The 20835-nt window shown below is 64.0% G+C and carries 15 protein-coding genes and 2 tRNA genes; 14 read left to right on the forward strand and 3 right to left on the reverse strand.

Going from position 1 to position 20835, the window contains the following annotated elements; all coding sequences use genetic code 11:
* Positions 1–181 precede the first annotated feature (181 nt).
* The 10 genes from rsmB to recD all read left to right on the forward strand — a co-directional run bounded on the left by rsmB (position 182) and on the right by recD (position 15818).
* On the forward strand, positions 182–1567 hold the full coding sequence (gene rsmB / locus QMY55_RS01715; RefSeq protein WP_283486995.1) for a 16S rRNA (cytosine(967)-C(5))-methyltransferase RsmB: 1386 nt from the start codon (positions 182–184) through the stop codon (positions 1565–1567).
* A 43-nt stretch (positions 1568–1610) separates the two neighbouring features.
* The gene (locus QMY55_RS01720; protein WP_283486996.1) at positions 1611–2177 is read left to right on the forward strand and encodes a DUF4390 domain-containing protein; all 567 of its coding nucleotides are present in this window, start codon (positions 1611–1613) and stop codon (positions 2175–2177) included.
* Positions 2177–4489: a sensor histidine kinase gene (locus tag QMY55_RS01725; protein WP_283486997.1), complete on the forward strand. Its 2313-nt coding sequence runs from the start codon at positions 2177–2179 to the stop codon at positions 4487–4489. The genes QMY55_RS01720 and QMY55_RS01725 overlap by 1 nt, the downstream gene beginning before the upstream one ends.
* Before the next feature lie 41 nt (positions 4490–4530).
* Positions 4531–5196, forward strand: coding sequence for a response regulator (locus QMY55_RS01730; protein ID WP_283486998.1), 666 nt, complete (start codon positions 4531–4533; stop codon positions 5194–5196).
* Between the two features lie 84 nt (positions 5197–5280).
* Positions 5281–5356, forward strand: a tRNA-Phe gene (locus QMY55_RS01735).
* 156 nt (positions 5357–5512) lie between these two features.
* Positions 5513–5588 (forward strand) — tRNA-Phe (locus tag QMY55_RS01740).
* Positions 5589–5789: 201 nt separating this feature from the next.
* Positions 5790–6161 carry a hypothetical protein gene (locus tag QMY55_RS01745; protein WP_283486999.1) on the forward strand — a complete coding sequence of 124 codons (372 nt, stop codon included), beginning with the start codon at positions 5790–5792 and terminating at the stop codon, positions 6159–6161.
* A 176-nt stretch (positions 6162–6337) separates the two neighbouring features.
* Entirely contained in the window at positions 6338–9907 is a 3570-nt protein-coding gene (recC, locus tag QMY55_RS01750) for an exodeoxyribonuclease V subunit gamma (protein WP_283487000.1), read from the forward strand.
* Positions 9904–13704, forward strand: coding sequence for an exodeoxyribonuclease V subunit beta (recB, locus tag QMY55_RS01755; RefSeq protein WP_283487001.1), 3801 nt, complete (start codon positions 9904–9906; stop codon positions 13702–13704). Before recC ends, recB begins: the two co-directional genes overlap by 4 nt.
* A complete protein-coding gene (gene recD, locus QMY55_RS01760) occupies positions 13701–15818 on the forward strand; it encodes an exodeoxyribonuclease V subunit alpha (protein WP_283487002.1) in 2118 nt (705 codons plus the stop codon). Before recB ends, recD begins: the two co-directional genes overlap by 4 nt.
* A gap of 37 nt (positions 15819–15855) precedes the next feature.
* Here recD and QMY55_RS01765 read toward each other — a convergent pair whose 3' ends face one another.
* The 3 genes from QMY55_RS01765 to QMY55_RS01775 are packed head-to-tail and all read right to left on the reverse strand — an operon-like array spanning position 15856 to position 17211.
* Positions 15856–16089, reverse strand: coding sequence for an ATP-binding protein (locus tag QMY55_RS01765; protein ID WP_283487003.1), 234 nt, complete (start codon positions 16087–16089; stop codon positions 15856–15858).
* Positions 16090–16094: 5 nt separating this feature from the next.
* A complete protein-coding gene (locus QMY55_RS01770) occupies positions 16095–16508 on the reverse strand; it encodes a VOC family protein (protein ID WP_283487004.1) in 414 nt (137 codons plus the stop codon).
* Between the two features lie 43 nt (positions 16509–16551).
* On the reverse strand, positions 16552–17211 hold the full coding sequence (locus tag QMY55_RS01775) for a glutathione S-transferase family protein (protein WP_283487005.1): 660 nt from the start codon (positions 17209–17211) through the stop codon (positions 16552–16554).
* A gap of 110 nt (positions 17212–17321) precedes the next feature.
* On the opposite strand from QMY55_RS01775, the gene QMY55_RS01780 reads away from it, so the two are divergent.
* From QMY55_RS01780 to QMY55_RS01795, 4 genes are all read left to right on the forward strand, one after another.
* A complete protein-coding gene (locus QMY55_RS01780; protein WP_283487006.1) occupies positions 17322–17687 on the forward strand; it encodes a DUF2946 family protein in 366 nt (121 codons plus the stop codon).
* A 103-nt stretch (positions 17688–17790) separates the two neighbouring features.
* Complete coding sequence (locus tag QMY55_RS01785; RefSeq protein WP_283487007.1) at positions 17791–18297, forward strand: copper chaperone PCu(A)C; 507 nt, start codon at positions 17791–17793, stop codon at positions 18295–18297.
* A 171-nt stretch (positions 18298–18468) separates the two neighbouring features.
* Positions 18469–19365: a PhaM family polyhydroxyalkanoate granule multifunctional regulatory protein gene (locus QMY55_RS01790; protein WP_283487008.1), complete on the forward strand. Its 897-nt coding sequence runs from the start codon at positions 18469–18471 to the stop codon at positions 19363–19365.
* Positions 19366–19413: 48 nt separating this feature from the next.
* The gene (locus tag QMY55_RS01795) at positions 19414–20685 is read left to right on the forward strand and encodes an FIST signal transduction protein (protein ID WP_283487009.1); all 1272 of its coding nucleotides are present in this window, start codon (positions 19414–19416) and stop codon (positions 20683–20685) included.
* The last annotated feature ends 150 nt before the right edge of the window (positions 20686–20835 follow it).

The raw sequence follows: 20835 nt of genomic DNA on the forward strand, positions 1-20835 counted from the left end.
CGGATCAGCGCTGATGCACCGCGCTCCCGCTCTGCCTTGTGCAGACGGGAGCGTTTTTCTTTTCAAGACAAGCATGACTTGCGCCAATCAGGTTCGAGCAAGAGCTTCGCGTCAGGGCTGCAGTTCTTGGTGCACCCTTGTTGGCGTAGGTTTTAACAAGATTCATTCGGTTCAGAGCTTCATGACTTCCACACCCCCTAGACACAAGAACGCCGATTCAGCTCAGGCTGCGCCCTCTGCTCCAGCACTGTGGCAGCAGCTGGAAGCAGTGGCACAGGCCTTGCACGGCATTCTGGGTGGGCAGTCCAGCAAGTCTGTGCTGGCACAGGTGCCGCAGCGGCTGCGCCCCGGCGTACAGGCCTTGCTGTTCCAGGTTTTGCGCAATCTCGGGCGGGCTCAGGCGCTGCAAAAGCAACTGGTATCGCGCGCGCCAGCGCCCAAGGTCAGTGCCTTGCTGAGCACGGCGCTGGCTCTGGCCTGGGATGAGACTCATGCTCCCTATCCGCCGTTCACCCTGGTCAATCAGGCCGTGGAGGCTGCCAAGCATGGTGCGGCGCGCGCCCAGTCCGGCTTCATCAATGCCTGCCTGCGCCGTTTCCTGCGCGAGCGTGATGCCTTGGTGGTAGCCACGGATTCGGATCCGGTGGCTGTATGGAACCACCCGGCCTGGTGGATTGCCAGACTGAAAAAAGACCATCCGGGCGACTGGCAAACCATTCTGGCGGCCAACAATGCGCAGCCGCCGATGACCTTGCGTGTCAATGCAAAAAAATGCACTCCCACCCAGTACCAGTCAGCGCTGGAAGCTATGAATTTGAAAGCATTGCCGGTGGCGGAATGCGGGCTGCAGCTGGAGCAGGCCGCACCGGTGCAGGAGTTGCCGCATTTCGAGCAAGGCTGGGCCTCGGTGCAGGACGCAGCAGCCCAGGTCGCAGCGCCCTTGCTGCTGCAGGGGCTGGAGCCGCTGCAGGGGGGGGCGCTGAGAGTGCTGGATGCCTGCGCTGCTCCAGGCGGCAAAACCGCGCATCTGCTTGAGCATGCGACGGCTGCTGGCTTGCAGGTCACGGCGCTGGAGATCGACCCCGAGCGCGCTCGCCGTATCGGCGAAACGCTGTCGCGTCTGGATCTGCAAGCGCAGGTGTTGGTGGCGGACGCGGGCCAGCCCGAAGCCTGGTTTGAATCGCAGTGCGGCGGCCAGCAGTTCGATGCAATTTTGCTGGATGCACCATGCACGGCCTCGGGCATTGTGCGCCGCCAGCCTGATGTGCGTTGGCTGCGCCGTGAAAGCGATGTGGCGCAGCTGGCCCGGATTCAATCTCAGCTGCTCGACAAGCTGTGGCCTTTGCTCAAACCCGGCGGACGCATGGTTTACTGCACCTGCTCCGTCTTCAAGGCCGAGGGCGATACGCAGGTCAAAGCGTTTCTTGCGCGCAACAAAACGGCCATCAGCTTGCCCGCTCCCTGGCATTTAATTCCCGGCAAGTCCGCCAAAGGCGATTCCGTGGCCGACAATGGTTTGGGTGACCACGACGGCTTTTTTTACGCACTGCTGGAAAAATCGCGCTAACGCCAAGGCGGGAGCCTCATGGCGCGTGGTCTGGGCATGCGTCATGGCGGCGATGCTCTGGCTGGGCACAGCAGTCGCGCGGGCAGACTCCATCGCGCCCGACATCAGCTCCATGGACTTGAGCCGCACCGATGAAGGCCTGTTTCTGTCGGCCAATATGCAGTTCGAGCTGCCCGGCCAGGTCGAAGATGCTCTGCGCCAGGGCATTCCCATGTATTTCACGGCCGAGGCCCAGGTTCAGCGCGAACGCTGGTACTGGTCCGATCAGCATCTGGGCACGGCCACGCGCTACTACCGGCTCACGCATCAGCCGCTCACACGCCGCTGGCGTCTGCATATCTCCAACACCGCGTTTGCGGGCTCGGGCACAGGGTTGGCCCTGGGCCAGACTTATGAGCAACTGGAGGACGCGATGGGCGCCATCCAGCGTATCTCGCGCTGGAAGATTCTGGATCCGGCTCAACTGGGGTCGTCTTCGGGGGTCTCCGTTCAGTTGCGCTTTCGGGTAGATCTGTCGGCCCTGCCGCGTCCGCTGCAAATCAGTGCGCTGGGCCGAGCCGGTTGGAATTTGCAGCTGACGCGCACCATGGCGCTGGAGGCCACGCCCTGATGCCGGACTTTTCCGCTCTGGACGGCCAAGGAGGGCAGTTGCCCCCGCGCTGGTCTCGCGCTACCCGCTGGGCCGTGGGTGTGGGTGTGGTGTTGATGGTCGTGGTCGGGATCATGCTGCTGTTCCTGCTGACCATGGCGACGAACAACCGGCTTTCGTACGAGCGCAATTACAACTGGTTGTTTGCGGCCAATGTGCTGGTCGCCGGCCTGCTGCTGCTGGTGCTGCTGTGGGGCGGGCTGCGGCTGGCGTTGCGGCTCAAGCGTGGCCGCTTCGGCAGCAAGCTCCTGCTCAAGCTGGCAGGCATCTTCACCCTGGTGGGGCTGCTGCCGGGATTATTGATCTATGTGGTGTCCTACCAGTTCGTTTCCCGCTCGATCGAGAGCTGGTTCGATGTCAAGGTCGAGGGGGCGCTGACCGCTGGCGTCAGTCTGGCCAGTGCCACACTGGATACGGTGGCCAACGATATGGCCAACAACACTCGCACGGCAGGATTGCAGCTGAGCCAGGTCTCCGATGCCGGGGCGGCGCTGATGCTGGAGCGCATTCGCGATCAGATCGGTGCCTCCGATGTGGTGCTTTGGAATGCCTCTGGCAAGGCCATTGCCAGTGCGGGCAAATCGCAGTTCAGCCTGGCACCCGAGCGCCCGAGCGCGCAGATGATGCGCAGCCTGCGCGAGCAGGGCGGCCAGCGTGCCGTCTCCAGTATCGAGGGCCTGGATGATGCCGATGATCTGCCGGCGGGCAATGCTGCCATCAATGCCAAGGTGCGCACGCTGGCGCTGGTGCCCAGCTCGGCCGTGAACCTGCTCGAGGAGTCGCGCTATCTGCAGGCCACCATTGCCTTGCCGGAAACCTTGGTGCGCAACGCGCTGGCCGTGCAGGAGGCCAATCGTGAATACCAGGAGCGGGCTCTGGCGCGCGCCGGACTGCAGCGCATGTATATCGGTACGCTGACGCTGGCTCTGTTCCTGGCCGTGTTTGGTGCCGTGGTGCTGGCCATTGTGCTGGGCAATCAGCTGGCCAAGCCCTTGCTGCTGCTGGCCCAGGGCATGCGTGATGTGGCGCGCGGAGATCTGCGGCCCAAACCTGCGCTGTCGAGCAAGGATGAAATTGGCGGCCTGACGCGCTCTTTTGCCGTCATGACCCAGCAACTGGCCGACGCCCGCTCGGATGCCAATCGCAATCTGCTGCAGCTTGATGCAGCACGCAGCAATCTGCAAACCATTCTGGACAACCTGACATCGGGTGTCATCGTGCTCGACAGCGATGGCCGCATCGTGCTCAGCAACCCTGGCGCGACCCGCATTCTGCGTGAGCCCATGGCGGTGTTCCAGGGCAAGCATTTGCGCGAAATTTCTGGCCTGCAGGACTTGGCGCGCGTGGTGCAGGAGCAGTTCGAGCTGTTCTTCGGTGATCCTGCGTCGCAGCAGGGTCGCGAGCGCTGGCAGCAGGTGTACGAGCTCGATGCCGGTGACGGCGACGTGGTGCACAACACCACCAGTCTCGTCATGCGTGGCGCGGAGCTGCCCGATGCCCAGCGGCTGCTGGTGTTTGACGATATTTCGGAGATCGTTTCCGCCCAGCGCGCGCAGGCCTGGGGCGAGGTCGCGCGTCGTGTGGCCCATGAAATCAAGAACCCGCTCACGCCCATTCAGCTCTCTGCGGAGCGCATGGCCATGAAGCTGACGGACAAGCTGGAGCCTGCCGAGCAGGCATTGCTGACCAAGTCCGTCAAGACCATCGTCGATCAGGTTGCGGCCATGAAGCGTCTGGTCGACGAGTTCCGCGAATATGCGCGTCTGCCAGCCGCCAAGCTGCAGCCCATGGATATCAACGCCCTGGTCACCGAAGTGCTGCAGCTCTATGGCGAGGAAAATGCGACCGTGCGTGTGGAAGCTTCTCTGGACGAGAACTGCCCCATGATTCGCGGCGACAGCCAGCAGTTGCGACAGGTCATCCACAATCTTTTGCAAAATGCGCAAGATTCAACGGCTCAGAGAGCCCAGGAAACAGGGCAGACTCCGGGCGTCGTCACTATCGAGACCCGCTGGGTCGATGCAGCGCAGCGCGTGCGCCTGAGCATCAGTGACAGTGGTACGGGTTTTGCACCCAATATTCTGCAAAGAGCTTTCGAGCCCTATGTGACCACCAAGACGCGAGGCACAGGCTTGGGTCTGGCCGTCGTCAAGAAAATCGCCGATGAACATGGCGCCAGAGTGGACCTGGGTAATCGAGAGGAAGACGGGATAGTTCAAGGCGCGCGAGTGTCGCTATCATTCCAACCTAATGAAGGTGATCAGGCGGGTTGATCTCCGACTGATGCACAGGACAGCAATAGGCTTAAGACAACATGGCAAACATACTGGTGGTCGACGACGAACTGGGGATCCGGGATTTGTTGTCGGAAATCCTCAACGACGAAGGTCATAGTGTGGATCTGGCGGAAAACGCCACGCAGGCCCGAGTCGCACGTGCAAGCAATAACTACGATCTGGTTCTGCTCGATATCTGGATGCCCGATACCGACGGCGTGACCTTGCTCAAGGAGTGGGCCACAGCCGGTCAGTTGAGCATGCCCGTCATCATGATGAGCGGCCATGCCACCATCGAGACAGCGGTTGAAGCAACCCGTATCGGTGCACTGTCCTTTCTCGAAAAGCCCATCACCATGCAGAAGCTGCTCAAGGCGGTGGAGCAGGGCTTGGCACGCAGTACCGACAGCCAGGCGGCGGAATCCTCTTCCGCTCCCAGTCCTGGTGCTGCGCCATCGGCCAGTGCTAGCGTGACTGCACAGGCCGCCGAGGACAATATGCCCAGCTCGCACCAGGGCTTTGACCTCGATCGTCCGCTGCGTGAGGCGCGCGACGGTTTTGAAAAAGCCTATTTCGAATTTCATTTGGCGCGTGAAGGCGGCTCCATGACCCGTGTGGCCGAGAAGACGGGCCTGGAGCGCACCCACCTGTACCGCAAGCTGCGTCAGCTGGGCGTGGACCTCGGACGCAATCGCCGCGGGTAATTCTCAAAAAATTCGCAGTTTTCGATTTGGGATCGAAAAGTATGCCTATAATCGTGGCTTCGGTGCTCAAGGGTGCTGGAGAAAGGCCCGGTAGCTCAGTCGGTAGAGCAGAGGATTGAAAATCCTTGTGTCGGCGGTTCGATTCCGTCCCAGGCCACCAAACATAAAACCCCAGATCAGAAATGGTCTGGGGTTTTTCTGTTGAGAACCTGCTTTCCTGACTGCCCGCTTCGCCGGATACGATGCCTGGGCAGAATTCAAGGTCGAAAAATAGGCCTATAATCAGGGGTTCAGCAAACATGTGCTGAATAGCAAAGGCCCGGTAGCTCAGTCGGTAGAGCAGAGGATTGAAAATCCTTGTGTCGGCGGTTCGATTCCGTCCCAGGCCACCAGATTCAAAACCCCAGTACCGCAAGGTGCTGGGGTTTTTTGTTGGCCTGTGCCGCGGATGCAATCATCTGCGGGACTTGCGCAAACAAGGGTGAGTCAAGACGGCTTCCTTGTGGAAAAGCGCTTACCTGAATCCGATTTGCGTAGGCCGTGATCTGGAATGGCGCTGCATTTGCGTTGCATCAGGCTTTGGGTTGCTGTGCATGGCCGTGATCGCGCCGCTGATGGCGTGGCGCGTGATTCCGTTCTTTGTCATGCGGGGCCGTGACGGGTCTGCAGATTCCCATGCATACGGTCGCGGTCAGTGGCAACTAGGCGCCGGTGTGCTGGCTGTTGCCCGCCTGCTGCTGGGTTGGAAGCCGGGCATGGCAGTCGCTTTGGCTGTAGCGGGGCTGCTGCTGACGATCAAGATCGTGCCGGCGCTCAGCGTGCTGCTGCATTTCTTCACGGCCATGTGGTGGCGCCGCAAAGGGCCGCTCAACGGGCGGCGCTCGCACCGGCTGCACCTGAGCGTATTCAGCCATATGCTGCTCATCGTGCTGCTGGCCAAGGCCATGTTCTATCTGCACTGGTAAATAGTTGATAGCTGCTAGCGCCAGATAGGACTGAATTTCAATGTGTTTTTTATATGAATTCATTGAATGACGAGCGATAACAGCTCTTGATATCAGAGCGGCAGGATTTGCGCGGCTATCTCTTCAAGTCGCGTTAAGCTCGCCGCTGGCGTGGCAGGCAAGACAGGAGGGCGTGAGTGGCAGCGCATTGGCAACCGGGGTTGATCGCCCTGCATGGAAACCGTACCGAAGCGCTGGCCGATACGGTGCTGGCCTGGCTGGCCGCGCATCCCCTGGCCGCACTGGAGCCCGAGATCGTGCTGGTGCAAAGCAATGGCATGGCCGAGTGGTTCAAGATGCGCATGGCCGAGCAGCAGGGCGTGTGCGCGGCGGCTCAGGTCGAGCTGCCGGCGCGCTTTGTCTGGCGCAGCTATAGACAGATTTTGGGCAAGCAGGAAGTTCCGCGCGAATCGCCGCTGGACAAGACGCCCATGACCTGGCGCCTGATGCGGCTGCTGCCGCAGTGCCTGCATGAGCCTGCGTTCGCACCCATAGCCAATTTTCTGCGTCCCGGCGAGCCACAGCGCCTGCTGCAACTGGCCGGGCGCCTCGCTGACCTGTTCGACCAGTACCAGATCTACCGCGCCGACTGGCTGGCGGCCTGGGAGCAGGGCGAGGATGTTCTGCGCACGCCCGGCAAGCCCGATGCGCCCGTGCCCGAAGGCCAGCTATGGCAGCCCATGCTGTGGCGCAAGGTGCTGGCCGAGCTCGATGAAACCGAGCGCTCCGCCACGCGCCCGGCGCTGCTGGCACGGATTCTGGAGGCGCTGGAGTCGGGCCGGCAGCCTGTGACGCCGCTGGCGCGCCGTGTGGTGGTGTTCGGCATGAGTCAAATGCCGCTGGCGCTGATGCAGTTCTTGAGCGGCATTGCTCGCCACAGTCAGGTGCTGATTGCCGTGCCCAACCCCTGCCGCTTTCACTGGGCCGATGCCATAGACGGGCGCGAGCTGCTGCGCCAGCAGCGCCGCCGCCATGCCGACAAGGGCGGCAAGGACCTGGCACAGATTCCTCTGGAGGCCATGCACGCCCATGCTCATCCGCTGCTGGCCGCCTGGGGGCGGCAAAGCCGCGACTATGTGCGCCAGCTGGACGCCTTCGATACGTCGACGGATACCGCCGTCCAATGGAACTGGCCGCGCGTCGATGTGTTCGAGGAGACCGATGCCGACGATCTGGCGCAGGCGCCGCTGCTGCAACAGGTGCAGCAACGCATACGCGACCTCGTGCCCTTGTCCGAACATCCGGCGCTGGAAATTCCCGCTGCCGATGATTCCATCGTCTTTCACAGGGCCCATGGCCTGGTGCGCGAGCTGGAGGTGTTGCATGACCAACTGCTGCAATGGCTGGCACAGCCTGCCGCTGGGGAGAAGGCCGGCTTGACGCCGCGCGATGTGGTGGTCATGCTGCCGGCGATCGAGGAGGCTGCCCCCGCCATTCGCGCCGTGTTCGGCCAGTACGGCCGCCATGATGCGCGCCATATTCCCTTTGACATTGCCGATGTGGGCGCGCGGACCAGCAGCCCGCTGGTCACGGCGCTGCAATGGCTGCTCAAGCTGCCGCAGCAGCGCTGCCGTCTGAGCGAGATCTGCGATCTGCTTGACGTGCCCGCCGTCGCCGCGCGCGTGGGGCTGGCGGCCGACGATCTGCCACAGCTCACGCACTGGATGGCCGGGGCCGGCATACGCTGGGGCTTGAACCACGCGCAGCGCGCCCAGCTGGGGCTGGAGGCCTGCGGCGACCCCAACAGCGCCTGGTTTGGCCTGCGCCGCATGCTGCTGGGCTATGCCAGCGGCGCGGCCATCGAGCTGCAGGGCGCTGGCGATGCACAGGCCGCGCAGTCGCAAGCACGGTCGCAAGCACCATCACAAGCTTTTGCGGGCATAGAACCTTATGACGAGGTCGGTGGCCTCACGGCAGAGCTGGCGGGCAGTCTGGCCAGCCTGCTGGCGCGCATGCTGCAGTGGTGGCAACAGGCAGGCGATACCGCCACGCCTTTTGTCTGGGCGCAGCGCTTCAGGGCGCTGCTCGATGGTTTCTTTGTCGCGCAGACCGATGAGGATCAGGCTCTGGTCTCGGCACTCGATACGGCGCTGGTCCGCTGGCAAAGTGCCTGTGAACAGGCGGGTTTTGAGGCCGAAATTCCGTTGGAAGTGGCGCAGGAGGCCTGGCTACAGGCCTTGTCCGAGCCGGCACTCAACCAACGCTTTCGCGCGGGCGGTGTGACTTTTTGCACGCTGATGCCCATGCGCGCCATTCCGTTTGAGGTGGTCTGCCTGCTGGGCATGAATGACGGCGACTATCCGCGCCGCGCCACGCGCGTGGACTTCGACCTGATGGCCCAGCCGGGCCAGCAGCGCCCTGGTGACCGTGCACGGCGCGACGATGATCGCCAGCTCATGCTCGATGCTCTGTTGTCGGCCCGGCGCAGGCTCTACATCAGCTGGGCGGGCCGTCATGTACGCGACAACAGCGAGCAGCCGCCTTCGGTACTGGTTTCGCAGCTGCGCGACTATCTGGCCCAGGGCTGGCAGGGCGATGAGGGGGATCTGCTGGCGCAGCGCACCTGGCAGCACCCGCTGCAGCCTTTCAGTCGCCGCTATTTCGAGCAGGCTTCGGGCTTGTCCACCTTTGCCCGCGAATGGCATGCGGCCCACCAGCAGGCCCAGGCGCAGGTGCTGCCGCAGATGGCAGCGTATGAACCGGACCCCGAGGTACCGCTGACGCTGGCACGGCTGACGGACTTTTTGCGCAACCCCGCCCGCAGCTTTTTGCGCCATCGTCTGCTGGTGCGTTTTGAGCAGGAAGACGAGGTGGTCGAAGACGATGAGCTGTTCACCGTCGACGGCCTGACAGCCTATGGCCTGGTGCAGCAGCTGCAGCAAGGCGTGCGCACGCAGCTGGCGCAGGCAGATGGGGCCGTCGATGTGCCTGGCCAGGTGCGGCGCAATGTGCAGCGGCTGGCGCGTGCGGGTGTGTTGCCGCTGGCAGGACTGGGTGAGCGTGAGGCGCAAGTGCTGCAGGCGCAGACCACGCCGTCCCTGCAGGCCTGGCAGCAGCAGATGCAGCAGTGGCCTTTTGCTGCATCACGCCAGCGCTTGCTGCTGCAGCAAGGCGATCTGGTGCTGGACGACTGGATCGACGGTTTGCGCGAGCGCGATGACGAGATCACCGCGGGCGACGGCGCCCTGGCCGAGGGCTTTGCACGTTGCTGGTTCTCGCTGGAGCCGCGCGGTCTGCTGAGCAAGGAGCGCGAGCTGCAGGCCAGCAAGCTGCTGCCGCTGTATGTGCGCAGCCTGGCACTGTCGGCGGCCGGCGGCAAAACGCTGATGGGGGTGATTGCGCGCGACGTCATTGTCTGGGTTGTGCCGCTGGAGGTGGAGGACGCCCGCCAGCAGTTGCTGGCCTTGATGCAGCTGTGGCTGCAAGGCCAGAACGAGCCGCTGCCCCTGCCTTTGCGCAGCGCTGTAGCGGCTGCCAATGATGATTTGCGGGCGGCCGCTCAGGCCTACGAAGGCGGATTTATGAGTCCGGGTGAATGCGAAGACCCAAGCTGGGCGCGCTGCTTTCCGGGCTGGGAAGATTTGATCGCCGATCTGCGCTTTGAGTCCTTGGCCAAGCAGGTCTATGGCCCGCTGCATGACTGGCTGGACGCCCATGTCACCACCGACGCGTTGCCGGAAATGCAAACCCAAGGAGAGCAGGCATGAGCGCGCCGGCCCAACAAGTTAGCAGCCATGTGCTGCAGCCCCTGCAGTTTCCGCTCTGGGGATCGCGCCTGATTGAAGCCAGTGCCGGCACGGGCAAGACCTGGACGATTGCTGCGCTATACCTGCGGCTGGTGCTGGGCCATGGCGCCGAGAACGGTTTTGCCAGGCCGCTGACGCCGCCCGAGATTCTGGTCATGACCTTTACCCGTGCGGCCACGCGCGAATTGTCCGACCGGGTGCGGGCGCGTCTGATCGAAGCGGTGCAATGCTTTCGAGGCGAAGCCGAACCCGAGGCACACGACCAGTTTCTACGCGATTTGCGCGACGCCTATGCGCCGGGCGCAGAGCGCGATAAGGCGGCCTGGCGGCTCGATATGGCGGCACAGTGCATGGACGATGCCGCCATTCACACCATTGACGCCTGGTGCCAGCGCATGCTGCGCGAGCACGCGTTTGACAGCGGCAATCTGTTCGACGAGACGCTGGAAGCCGATGAAAGCCAGCGTCAGCTGGAGGCTGCTCAGGACTACTGGCGCCAGCAGTGCTACCCGCTGTCGGGCGAGGTGCTGGAAGAGGTACTCAAGGTCTGGCCCAGCGTGAATGCGCTGGTGAAAGATATGCAATCGCTGCTGCGTGAAAACGTGCCGCACACCCATGCCGATTTACAGCTGGGTTCCTTGGTCGATACCGCGCTGCAGCAGCAAAAAGCGCAGTTGCAGGCTCTGAGCGAAGGCTGGGCCGACAAAGCCCTGCGCCTGGAGGACTGGCTGGACGGCCAGCTGGCCAACAACAAGAGCGCCTGGAACGGGCTCAAGCTGCGCCAGGCCAATTACAAGGGCTGGCTCAAGACGCTGCGCGACTGGGCCGCGGCGCCGAATCTGGCGCTGGAACAAGCGCTGAAAACCGGGGCCAAGCGCCTGATTCCGGCGGGGCTGGACGAAGCCCGCAAGGGCGATGCCCCGGTGGACTTGCCGCCCGAGTCGCAGGCACTGGAGCAACTGCTGCTGCAACTGGCAGCCATTCCAAGCTTTGCCAGCCAGCTGCGCCTGCATGCGGCGCAGCATGTGCAGCAGCGCCTGCTGTGGATCAAGCGCCAGGCCGGCACCTTTGGCTTTGCCGATATGCTGCAGCGCCTGGATACAGCGCTGGCGGGCGATAACGGCGCCGCGCTGAGGGACAGCATTCTGGCCCAGTACCCGGCGGCCTTGATTGACGAGTTTCAGGACACATCGCCGCTGCAATACCGCTTGTTCGACCAGGTCTACCGCACGGCCCATAACGCAGAAGACCGCGCCCGGGACAGCGCGCTGCTGCTGATTGGCGACCCCAAGCAGTCCATCTATGGCTTTCGCGGTGCCGACATTTACAGCTATCTGCAGGCCCGCCAGTCCACCGAGGGGCGGCACTATGTGCTGGACACCAATTACCGCTCGACCGAAGCGCTGGTCGATGCCGTCAACCAGTGGTTTGCGCAGGCGGAGCAGCGCCCCGGAGAGGGGGCGTTCATGTTCCGCGCGGGGCACAGCAATCCGCTGCCCTTTGAGCCCGTGAAGGCCCAGGGCCGCGGCGAGATGCTGGTGCAAGCCAGCCAGCCCGTACCGGCGCTGACGATTGCCTGGGACGGCAGCGGTGGCGAGCCGTTGAGCAATGACGAGATACGCCGCCGGGGCGCAGAATTCTGCGCCAGCCAGATCGTGCACTGGCTGATGGATGAGACGGCGGGCTTTGCCAGAAAAGGGCAAGAGCTGCAGCGCATTCGCCCCGCCGATATTGCCGTGCTGGTGCGCACCGGCAAGGAGGCTGCTGCCGTGCGGCGGGCGCTGGCCAAGCGGTCGGTGGCATCGGTTTATCTATCGGACCAGGACTCGGTGTTTGCCAGCGGCGAAGCGCAGGACCTGCTGCTGTGGCTGCGTGCCGTGGCAGCGCCGCTCGATGGGCTGGCCGTGCGGGCAGGTCTGGCGACGCCGATGATGGACCTGTCTTTTGACGAACTGGCCTGGCTGGCCAGCGATGACGAGGCTTTCGATGCGCGCAGCGAGCAGATGAAGGAGTTGCACAGCGTCTGGCTGCGCCTGGGCGTGCTGGCCATGCTGCGCCAGACCTTGTATCGCTTCAACCTGCCTGCGCGCTGGCTGCTGAAAACCGGTGGTGAGAGGCGTTTGACCAACTATCTGCACCTGGCCGAGTTGCTGCAAAGTGCTGGCGCCCAGCTGGAGGGTGAGCAGGCGCTGATCCGCTGGCTGGCCACGCAGATCGAGTCCCCGGGCGCGACGGGGGACGCCCAGATCGTGCGGCTGGAGTCGGATGCAGATCTGGTCAAGGTCGTCACCATCCACAAGAGCAAGGGCCTTGAATATCCGGTGGTCTGCCTGCCGTTTGGCGGCAGCTTCAGGTCATTGGACAACAAGGCCGCTTATCTGTCGCTGCCGGTGCAAGGCGAATATGGCCCGGCGCGCGAGCTGGTGCTGGACTATGACGGCGCGCAACTGGCCCGGGCCGACAAGGAGCGTCTGCGCGAAGACCTGCGCCTGCTCTATGTGGCGCTGACCCGGCCGCGCCATGCGCTGTGGATGGGCCTGGCCCCCATGAAACGGGGGCACAGCAAAAGCTGCGCCAACGAACAGGGTGCAGCGGGCTATCTGCTTGCCGGAGATGCTTCGCAATCTGTAGCGGGCTGGCGTGCCAGCATTGAGATCCTGAGCCAGCAATGCGCGCATATCAGCGTGCTGGACTTGCCGCCGGAGCTGCCGCTGCTGCAGCGCTATGTGCCCGCGCAGGAGCTGCCTGCGCTGCAGGGCGCGCCGGTGTACACGGCGGAGTTCGACCGCCGCTGGGGCATTGGCAGCTTCTCGTCGCTGACCCGTGCCATGGCGGCCCCCAGCCTGCCCGTGCTGGCCGTGGCGGCCATCAGCCCTGCCGAGGACGAGCGGCAGATGCAGCGCGAAGAAGACTCTTTGCTGGATCTGAGCGCCTTGCCCATGACCGCAGGGGCGCGCAGCAGCGCCGCCGTGTGGCATAGATTCATGCGCGGCCCGGTGGTGGGCAACTTCCTGCACGACCAGATGGAGTGGCTGGCCGGTGAAGGCTTTGCGCTGTCCGAGCAGGATGATGCCGAAGTCTCCGACCCTGTGAACGCCTCTTTGAGTACCCGTTTGAGCACTCGTTTGCTGCGCCGCTGCGAGCGCGCAGGCCGCAAGGATCAGGCCGCCGATGTGTTGCAGTGGCTGCGCGCCGTGGTGCACCAGCCGCTGCGGCCGCTGGGCGTGACGCTGGCTGATCTGGGCGCGCAGGATGCCCTGCTGGCCGAGATGGAGTTCTGGCTGCCCGCGCAGCGCCTGTCGGCCCAGCGCATCGACGTCCTGTGCCGCGAACATATATTGCCCGGCCAGCCGCGCCCGGTGCTGCCCGAGCGCGAGCTGCACGGCATGCTCATGGGCTTTGCCGACCTGGTGTTCTGTCATGCGGGCCGTTACTGGGTGCTTGATTACAAGACCAACCATCTGGGGAGCGAGGCTGCGGCCTATACGCCCGATGCGCTGGCCGGCGCCATGCTGGAGCACCGCTACGACGTGCAGGCCGCGCTCTACCTGCTGGCACTGCATCGCTTGCTGCAAAGCCGGCTTGGCGATGCCTATGAGCCTGCGCAGCACCTGGGCGGTGCGCTCTACTTTTTCATGCGCGGCATCGATGGCGAGGCCCAAGGCATGCATGTGCTGCCAGCGCCGCTGGCATTGCTGCAAGCGCTGGATGCGCTGCTCGGAGGCAGTGCCGAACCCGTACAGGAGATGCTGCCATGAGGGGGCGCCGCAGAACCGATCTGCAGACACTGGATCTGTTTGCAGACCATGAATCCAGCGCTACATCTGGCGATGAAGCTGTCACGGTATTGAGCCGCGCCGATCTGCTGACCGCGCTGGAGCGCCTGGCTGATGCCGGCCTGCTGCGCCGCCTGGACAGCGCACTGGCCGCCTTCGTCGCTGCCCAGGATGCGGAGGCCGAACCCGCCTTGCTGGTAGCAACGGTCGTGCTGGCGCAGATGGAAGGCCGCGGCCACAGCTGTCTGCCGCTGGCCGCGTTACCTGCCAATCCCAATGAAATCCTGGGTTGGCCCAAAGAAGCTATGCCTGTACAGCTATCACTGTGGGAGCAACTGCCAGCCACACTGGACGGCTGGCTGCAGGCTTTGCGCCGCAGCCCTGTGGTGCGCGTCATGCGTGGGGTCAATGGCGACGCGTCGGCGCCCGATCTGGGCCAGCCGCTGGTGCTGCTCGATGACCCCGCGCCGCTGCTCTATCTGCGTCGCTATTGGGACTATGAGCGCAGCGTGGCCGCGCAGATTGCGCAGCGCACGGCCGCAGACGGTGCAGCTCTGGATGAGGCTCTGGTCAGGCGCTGGCTGGACAGCTTGTTCAGTGCATCCACCAGCCAGCCGGACTGGCAAAAACTGGCTTGCGCGCTAGCCTTGCGCGGGCGGATGTCCGTCATCACCGGCGGCCCCGGCACGGGCAAGACCTATACGGCGGCCCGTCTGCTGGCTCTGCTGTTTGCCACGGCTCCCGATGCCGCCCAGTTGCGTGTGGCGCTGGCAGCGCCCACGGGCAAGGCGGCAGCAAGGCTCAAGCAGTCCATTGACACCTCTTTGCTGGAGCTGAAAACCGCTGTCGGCGATGCTCTCGACCTTGAGGCCCTGGTGCAGCGCATGGGGGCGGCACGCACCTTGCACTCGCTGCTGGGCGCCAGGCCCGATACGCGGCGCTTTGCCCACCATGCGGGCAATCCGCTCGATGTGGATGTGCTCATCGTCGATGAGGCCTCCATGATCCATCTGGAAATGATGGCCGCGCTGCTGCAGGCCCTGCCGCCTACGGCGCGTTTGATCCTGCTGGGCGACAAGGACCAGCTGGCCTCGGTGGAGGCGGGAGCCGTGCTTGGCGACCTCTGCCGCGATGCCCAGCAGGGCCATTACTCGGACGACACCCTGGCCTATGCGCAGCGCGTGGCGGGTCTGCTGTTGCCTGCGCAGTTCATGGCCGTCAGTCCGGCGCTGCAGCTTCCTCAACCTCTTGCCCAGCACACCGTCATGCTGCGCGAAAGCCGCCGCTTTGGCGGCCCCATAGGCCAGCTGGCGCTGGCCGTCAATGCCGGTGATGCGCCGGGCGCCATGGGCCTGCTGCGCGCCCAGACCCAGTCCGGCCTGAATGCCGAGCTCTGGGCCCGTGAAGGCGGCGAGGTGGAGGCCGTGGTGCGCAGCGCCGTGCAGGGGCGCGGCACGGCGGCCAGTTATGCAGCCTATGCCAAGGTGCTGGCGCAAGGCATGAAGACCGGCTTTGACAGCGACGCGGCTCACCAGCAGTGGGTGGCCCAGGTGCTTCAGGCCTTTGACCGCTACCGGCTGCTGTGCGCCGTGCGCGAAGGCCCCTGGGGCGTGACCGGTCTGAATCGCGCGGTGGAGGCGGCGCTGCACGCAAGCGGCGCCATCCGCAAGGACGGCGAATGGTATGCGGGTCGCCCCGTCATGGTCACACGCAATGATGGGCAGCTGGGCGTGTTCAACGGCGATATCGGCATGGCCCTGCCCAGTTTTGCCGACCCCAGGCGTCTGCGTGCGTATTTCATGCAGGGCGAGAAGCTGCACGCAGTCAGCACCGCACGGCTGGCCCATGTGGAAACGGCGTTTGCGATGACGGTGCACAAAAGCCAGGGTTCGGAGTTCGAGCACACGGCCCTGGTGCTGGCCGCCCAGGGCGGCAACATGCTCAGCCGGGAGCTGGTCTACACCGGCATCACGCGGGCGCGGCAGGCGTTTTCGCTATGGTCGGAGCTGCCGGGTCTGCTGGTGTCGGCCATGGGCAGTCCTACGCAGCGCAGCAGTGGGTTGTTGCGGTTTCTGGAGGGGGTGGTGCCTGGTTAAGGGCTTGTCCTCAAGCCGTTGCATGGGCCTGGCAAGATCAGTGCTTGCCAATCTTCACCATCTGAATCGCGTCAAACGGGCAGCGCACGGCACACAGGGCACAGCCCGTGCAGCCTGGCGCGTCATGCAAGGTGGAACGCTTGGGGCCGAACCCTGTAGGACTTTGAACCTGCAGCGACAGCACATGGGGCGGGCACACCCCTATGCACCAGCCGCAGCCCGTGCAGCGCTGGGGATCGATTTCGGGTAGTGCCTTGCGCGGGGCTGGCATGGGTTTCAGTGCTCGTAGACCGCTTCCCAGCTGGCAAAACCCTTGACCTCGATAGGATTGCCGCTGGGGTCATGGAAGAACATGGTCCACTGCTCGCCAGGCTCGCCCTCGAAGCGTACCTGCGGCTCCAGTACAAACCGGGTGTTGGCGGCTTTCAGGCGCTCGGCCAGGGCCATCCAGTCGGGTTTGAGCAGGATCACGCCCAGGTGGGGCATGGGCACCATGTGGTTGCCGACCTTGCCGGTATTGGCCACGGCAAAGGGCTGGCCCAGGTGCAGGGAAATCTGGTGGCCGAAGAAGTCGAAGTCGACCCAGGTATCGGTGCTGCGGCCTTCGCGGCAGCCGAGGACGCCGCCGTAGAAGCGGCGTGCCTCGTCAAGATCGGTCACGTGGTAGGCAAGATGAAACAGGCTTTGCATAGTGATGCAGAAGATAGCACTGCCTGCCTCCTGCCGGGCCGTATCAGCGCGCGGCCTTGGCCTTCATGTGTTCCATCAGCTCGATGGTGTTGGTCTTGCGGTCGGCGTTGACTTTTTGCACCGTGGGGCGCTCGCCCATGCGGGTCAGATAGTCGCGCACGGGCAGCTCGGCCAGCAGGTCGGTGCCGCCCATGATCTTGGTGGCACTGCTGATCAGCGGCAGATGCACGATGGCGCTGCAGTCGGCCAGGCTGAACTGCTCGCCAGCGATGAACGGCATGTCGAAGCGGGCGATCCTGGCGAAGGCGGCAATATTCTTTTTCAGCTGCTCCAGCGTCTTGTCGCGCGCGGCGTCGCTGACCTTGCCGCCGAAAAAGGCCTGGGGATAGAGGTTGCGCGCCACCAGTTCCAGGTGCAGATTCAGATAGACGCACAGCTCGCGCACCTTGGCTGCGGCGAACGGGTCGCTGGGCAGCAGAGGTGTGGTGGGCGACAGGGTGTCCACATATTCGATGATGGCGTCGGATTCGCTGATGGCTCCATGCTTGGTGAGCAAGTAAGGCACTTTGCCCAGGGGGGACTGGTCGGGGTTGGTATCGCCCAGCCAGACCAGTTTTTCCTCGAATGGAATTTGCTTTTCCATCAGGGCCAGCTTGACCTTGTTGTAGTAATTGCTGGCCGAGAATCCGCACAGAGTCAGCATGCATGTCTCCTTGGTGGTTGGTCGCCTTATTGGCGCTGACATCTTAGAACGCGGCGGCGACCTCCTCGCGTCGCCAACCGGATAGCGAAAGCTGCTTCTACAATCCGCCCATGCTCTGGCGCGCCCTACAACATCGCACCCTCTCGGCACGTTGCTTGCTGGCGGCTTGGCTGTGCGTGCTGTTGACCACGGTGGCGGCGCCATTTGCCCAGGCCCAGCTTCCTGCCGGCTGGGAGCCGGTCTGCAGCGCCACGGGGTCTGCCTTCCGGGTGCCCGGCCCTGTTGCCGCTGATGAGGCTGTGCCACAGGCCCATGGGCTGGACTGCGCGCTATGCCTGCCCATGCTGGCTCCGCCACCGGCGCGGCAGATTGACGCGGGCTTGCGTCCCCAAACTGCAGTCCTGCCCGAACGAGGGCAGGGCCTGCTGCAGGCTTTTATCTCCACCTTGCCGCCGGTACGCGCGCCACCGCTTTAAAAGCTTTCAAAACCATAGCTGCAAGCGCTTTTCTATAAAGGGTTTGCAATCAATCTGGCTGTGAAAAGCAGCCTGAATAGTTGTTGAGAATGGAGAAAGTTTCATGAATATGCGTCGTACTGCCGTGATGGCTCTGGGTTCCTTGCTGATTTCCGGGATGGCCTGGGCCCATCCCGATGCCGCCCATGTCAAGGTCGAGAATGCCTGGGCGCGTGCCAGCGTACCGGGCCAGCAGGCCTCGGGTGCCTTCATGCGTCTGACCGCCGAAGAGCCTCTGAAGCTGGTGGGTGTGGAAACCTCTGCGGCCGGAGTGGCCGAGGTGCATGAGATGAAGATGGAGGGCGATGTCATGCGCATGCGTGCCATCGACTCGCTGGACCTGCCCAAGGGCGTGGCCGTGGACCTCAAGCCCGGCGGCTACCACCTGATGCTGCAGCAGCTCAAGGCCCCGCTGGTCAAGGACAGCCAGGTGTCCGTGACGCTGATCTTCAAGGATGCCAAGGGCGAGCAGTCCCGTCTGAACCTGCAATTGCCGGTGCGCATGGCGGCTCCAGGGGCCGCTGCGGCCAAGGGGCACGAGGCCATGGGCCATGGCGCGCATATGCACTGATATATGCACTGATGCCCGACCATGCAGAGCTGGATGTGTAGCCAGCGCACACCTGCAATGCGCTAGCTGCTCCTTTGTTTGCAGCAGATGCTGCAAGTGAAGTAAGCTCGGCTCCGTACCCGTTTACCAACGGGGCGGAGTCTGGTTCACATCCCTGCAGCGGAGAGCACTATGAGCGGCGACACATCGGCATTCGGTTTCGGCAAGTTCATTCCGGGTTTTGAATTTCTGCAGGGGCTGGCGCAAGGCGCTGGCGCTGCGGCCTCGCCCCTGGGCCGTGTGCCGCAATGGGTGGCTCCCACGGTCAGTGTGGAAGAGGTGGACAAGCGCATTGCCGAGCTCAAGGCCGTGCAGTTCTGGCTGGAGCAAAACGGCCGGGCTCTGGCCGCCACCATCCAGGCTCTGGAGGTGCAGCGCATGACGCTGTCCACTCTGCAGGGCATGAATGTCAGCATGAGCGATCTGGCCAAGAACTTCCCCTTCCCTGGCGGACAGGCGGCGGCCTCGGCCTATACGGGCTGGCCCATGGGCGCAGGCAGCTCCAGGCATGAGGAGCCGGCATCCGTGCCAGCCGCTGGGCCAGTGCCTCAGCCAGAGCCACAGGCCGAAGCGGCAAGGCCCGAGGCCGATGCCTCCGAAGCCGCCGCCAGCGCCCAGCAGCAGACCCAGGCCGCGTTGGGCCAGGCCATGCAATGGTGGGGCGCGCTGACCCAGCAATTCCAGCAGATCGCCGCCAAGGCCATGGCCGAGCCGGTTCCGGCCGAGACCATGGCTGCGGCCCAGCGCGCGACAGAAGCAGCCAGCAGCTTTGCCAAATCCGCCATGGACAAGGTCATGGAGCAGGCCGGCACCTTTACCCCAGGTGCTGATGCCAAGACTGCAGGCAAGCCAAAGCCAGCCGCAGAGGCTTCTGCTGCAACCGCCAAAGCGGCGGCCACTCGCAAATCTGCGGCGCAGAAGACAGCTGCCCAAAAGCCGGCCACCAAGGCCGCAGCAGCACCTGCTGCCCGCAAGCGCGCTGCCGCACCGCGCAAGAGTTGGGGGCAGGGCGGGCAAAGATCTGAATGAGATTGCGGGGCGCAGGGCGTGCCCGCGTCTATCAGGGCAGGAGAGCTTATGTCGTTGTTTCCCGTCGGTCATGCCAGTCACGACGACTGGCGCCATGCGGTTGAGCAGGTCGTGCTTCAGCTGCGTGGCCAGATGCTGCGCCAGCCGCAGGCGCAGTACAGGCTGGGTCTGATCTATCTTTCCCAGAGCCTGGCGCCGCATGCGCAGGAACTGCTGGCGCTGCTGGCCCGCTCCTTGCCCCAGGTCACGGACTGGGTGGGCAGCTCGGGCCACACGGTGCTGGCCATGGAGCATGAGTACTCGGCCTCCTATTCGCTGGCCGTGATGCTGCTCGATATTTCCGCGGCAGACTACCGCGTCTATTCGGGCGTGGCGCCGCTGGCGCTGGGCGGCGCGGAGGCGGGCTTTGAAGCCCATTCGGCCCTGGTTCACTCCAGTATTGACCAGCCCGACCTGGGCGAGCTGCTGCTGGAACTGTCCGAGCGCACCAGCTCGGGCAATCTGTTTGGCGCGCTCAGCGACGAGCGGGGTGCACAGATCGCCTGCCGCGCCGAGGATCTTGCGCAACTGCGCACGGGCGCTGTCGTGGGTGTGTTTCACGCGGGCTTTTCCGGCGTGGCGTTCGACAGCGATGTGGCCTGCATGTCCAGGCTGGCGCAGGGCTGCTCGCCGCTGGGTGTGGGCATGGAGATCACCCAGGCCACGGGGCCTGTGCTGCTGGAGCTGGAAGGCGAGCCTGCCTTGCCCCGTTTGCTGCAGCTGCTGGATGTGCAGGCCAGCTCCGGCTCAAGTCCCGGCGAGGGCGGCTGGCAGGCTGCCCTGTCGCAACTGCGCAAGACCCAGGCCGCCATTGCGCCGCTGGGCCGGGGGCTGGAGCGCGGTGCGCTGACCGATGAGGCCCAGGTACTGCATATCGTGGGGCTGGACCCGGTGCGCCAGGGCGTGGCGTTGTCGTCGCCGGTGGAGCCCGAGCACACCGTCATCTTCTGCCAGCGCGACACCAGCGAGGCGCGCCATGAACTCATGCAGATGGGCGCTGCGCTCAAGGACGCGCTGCAACCCGACTTTGCCGATGCGGGGGGCGATGAGGGCGGCAATGAAGCGGCGCATGCCGAGGCGGTTCAGCATATTCGCGGCGCCATTTACGTCAGCAGCAAGGGGCGAGGCAGCGAGATGTTTGGTGGCGCAGACGCAGAGCTGAAGCTGCTGCGCCATGCCCTGGGCCCCGTGCCATTGATAGGCGTGGTTGCCGACGCGCAACTGATGGATGCCCGAGTCCACCAACTGGCTGGCGTGCTGACGGTGTTTACGGGGAAATAGTTCTGATTTGATAGCTTTCTGCGCTTGATATAAAAAGATTTCAGGAAGTTTTCTATCTAAAACTATTGAACGAAAAGCGCTATCTGCTATCAAAAAGAGATCAATGCCAGAAACTGGCACGGCCTAACAACGTGACAGCGAGCAAGCGCC

The organism is Comamonas resistens (genome assembly GCF_030064165.1).
GTDB classification, from domain to species: Bacteria; Pseudomonadota; Gammaproteobacteria; order Burkholderiales; family Burkholderiaceae_C; genus Comamonas; species Comamonas resistens.

What these genes read in the sequence shown, in the direction of transcription:
- QMY55_RS01730 (WP_283486998.1), top strand. Translation starts at nt 4,531, where the DNA reads ATGGCAAACATACTGGTGGTCGACGACGAACTGGGGATCCGGGATTTG.
- QMY55_RS01765 (WP_283487003.1), bottom strand. Translation starts at nt 16,089, where the DNA reads ATGCCAGCCCCGCGCAAGGCACTACCCGAAATCGATCCCCAGCGCTGC.
- QMY55_RS01725 (WP_283486997.1), top strand. Translation starts at nt 2,177, where the DNA reads ATGCCGGACTTTTCCGCTCTGGACGGCCAAGGAGGGCAGTTGCCCCCG.
- QMY55_RS01780 (WP_283487006.1), top strand. Translation starts at nt 17,322, where the DNA reads ATGCTCTGGCGCGCCCTACAACATCGCACCCTCTCGGCACGTTGCTTG.
- recB (WP_283487001.1), top strand. Translation starts at nt 9,904, where the DNA reads ATGAGCGCGCCGGCCCAACAAGTTAGCAGCCATGTGCTGCAGCCCCTG.
- QMY55_RS01770 (WP_283487004.1), bottom strand. Translation starts at nt 16,508, where the DNA reads ATGCAAAGCCTGTTTCATCTTGCCTACCACGTGACCGATCTTGACGAG.
- recD (WP_283487002.1), top strand. Translation starts at nt 13,701, where the DNA reads ATGAGGGGGCGCCGCAGAACCGATCTGCAGACACTGGATCTGTTTGCA.
- QMY55_RS01790 (WP_283487008.1), top strand. Translation starts at nt 18,469, where the DNA reads ATGAGCGGCGACACATCGGCATTCGGTTTCGGCAAGTTCATTCCGGGT.
- QMY55_RS01745 (WP_283486999.1), top strand. Translation starts at nt 5,790, where the DNA reads ATGGCCGTGATCGCGCCGCTGATGGCGTGGCGCGTGATTCCGTTCTTT.
- QMY55_RS01775 (WP_283487005.1), bottom strand. Translation starts at nt 17,211, where the DNA reads ATGCTGACTCTGTGCGGATTCTCGGCCAGCAATTACTACAACAAGGTC.
- QMY55_RS01720 (WP_283486996.1), top strand. Translation starts at nt 1,611, where the DNA reads ATGGCGGCGATGCTCTGGCTGGGCACAGCAGTCGCGCGGGCAGACTCC.
- QMY55_RS01785 (WP_283487007.1), top strand. Translation starts at nt 17,791, where the DNA reads ATGAATATGCGTCGTACTGCCGTGATGGCTCTGGGTTCCTTGCTGATT.
- QMY55_RS01795 (WP_283487009.1), top strand. Translation starts at nt 19,414, where the DNA reads ATGTCGTTGTTTCCCGTCGGTCATGCCAGTCACGACGACTGGCGCCAT.
- rsmB (WP_283486995.1), top strand. Translation starts at nt 182, where the DNA reads ATGACTTCCACACCCCCTAGACACAAGAACGCCGATTCAGCTCAGGCT.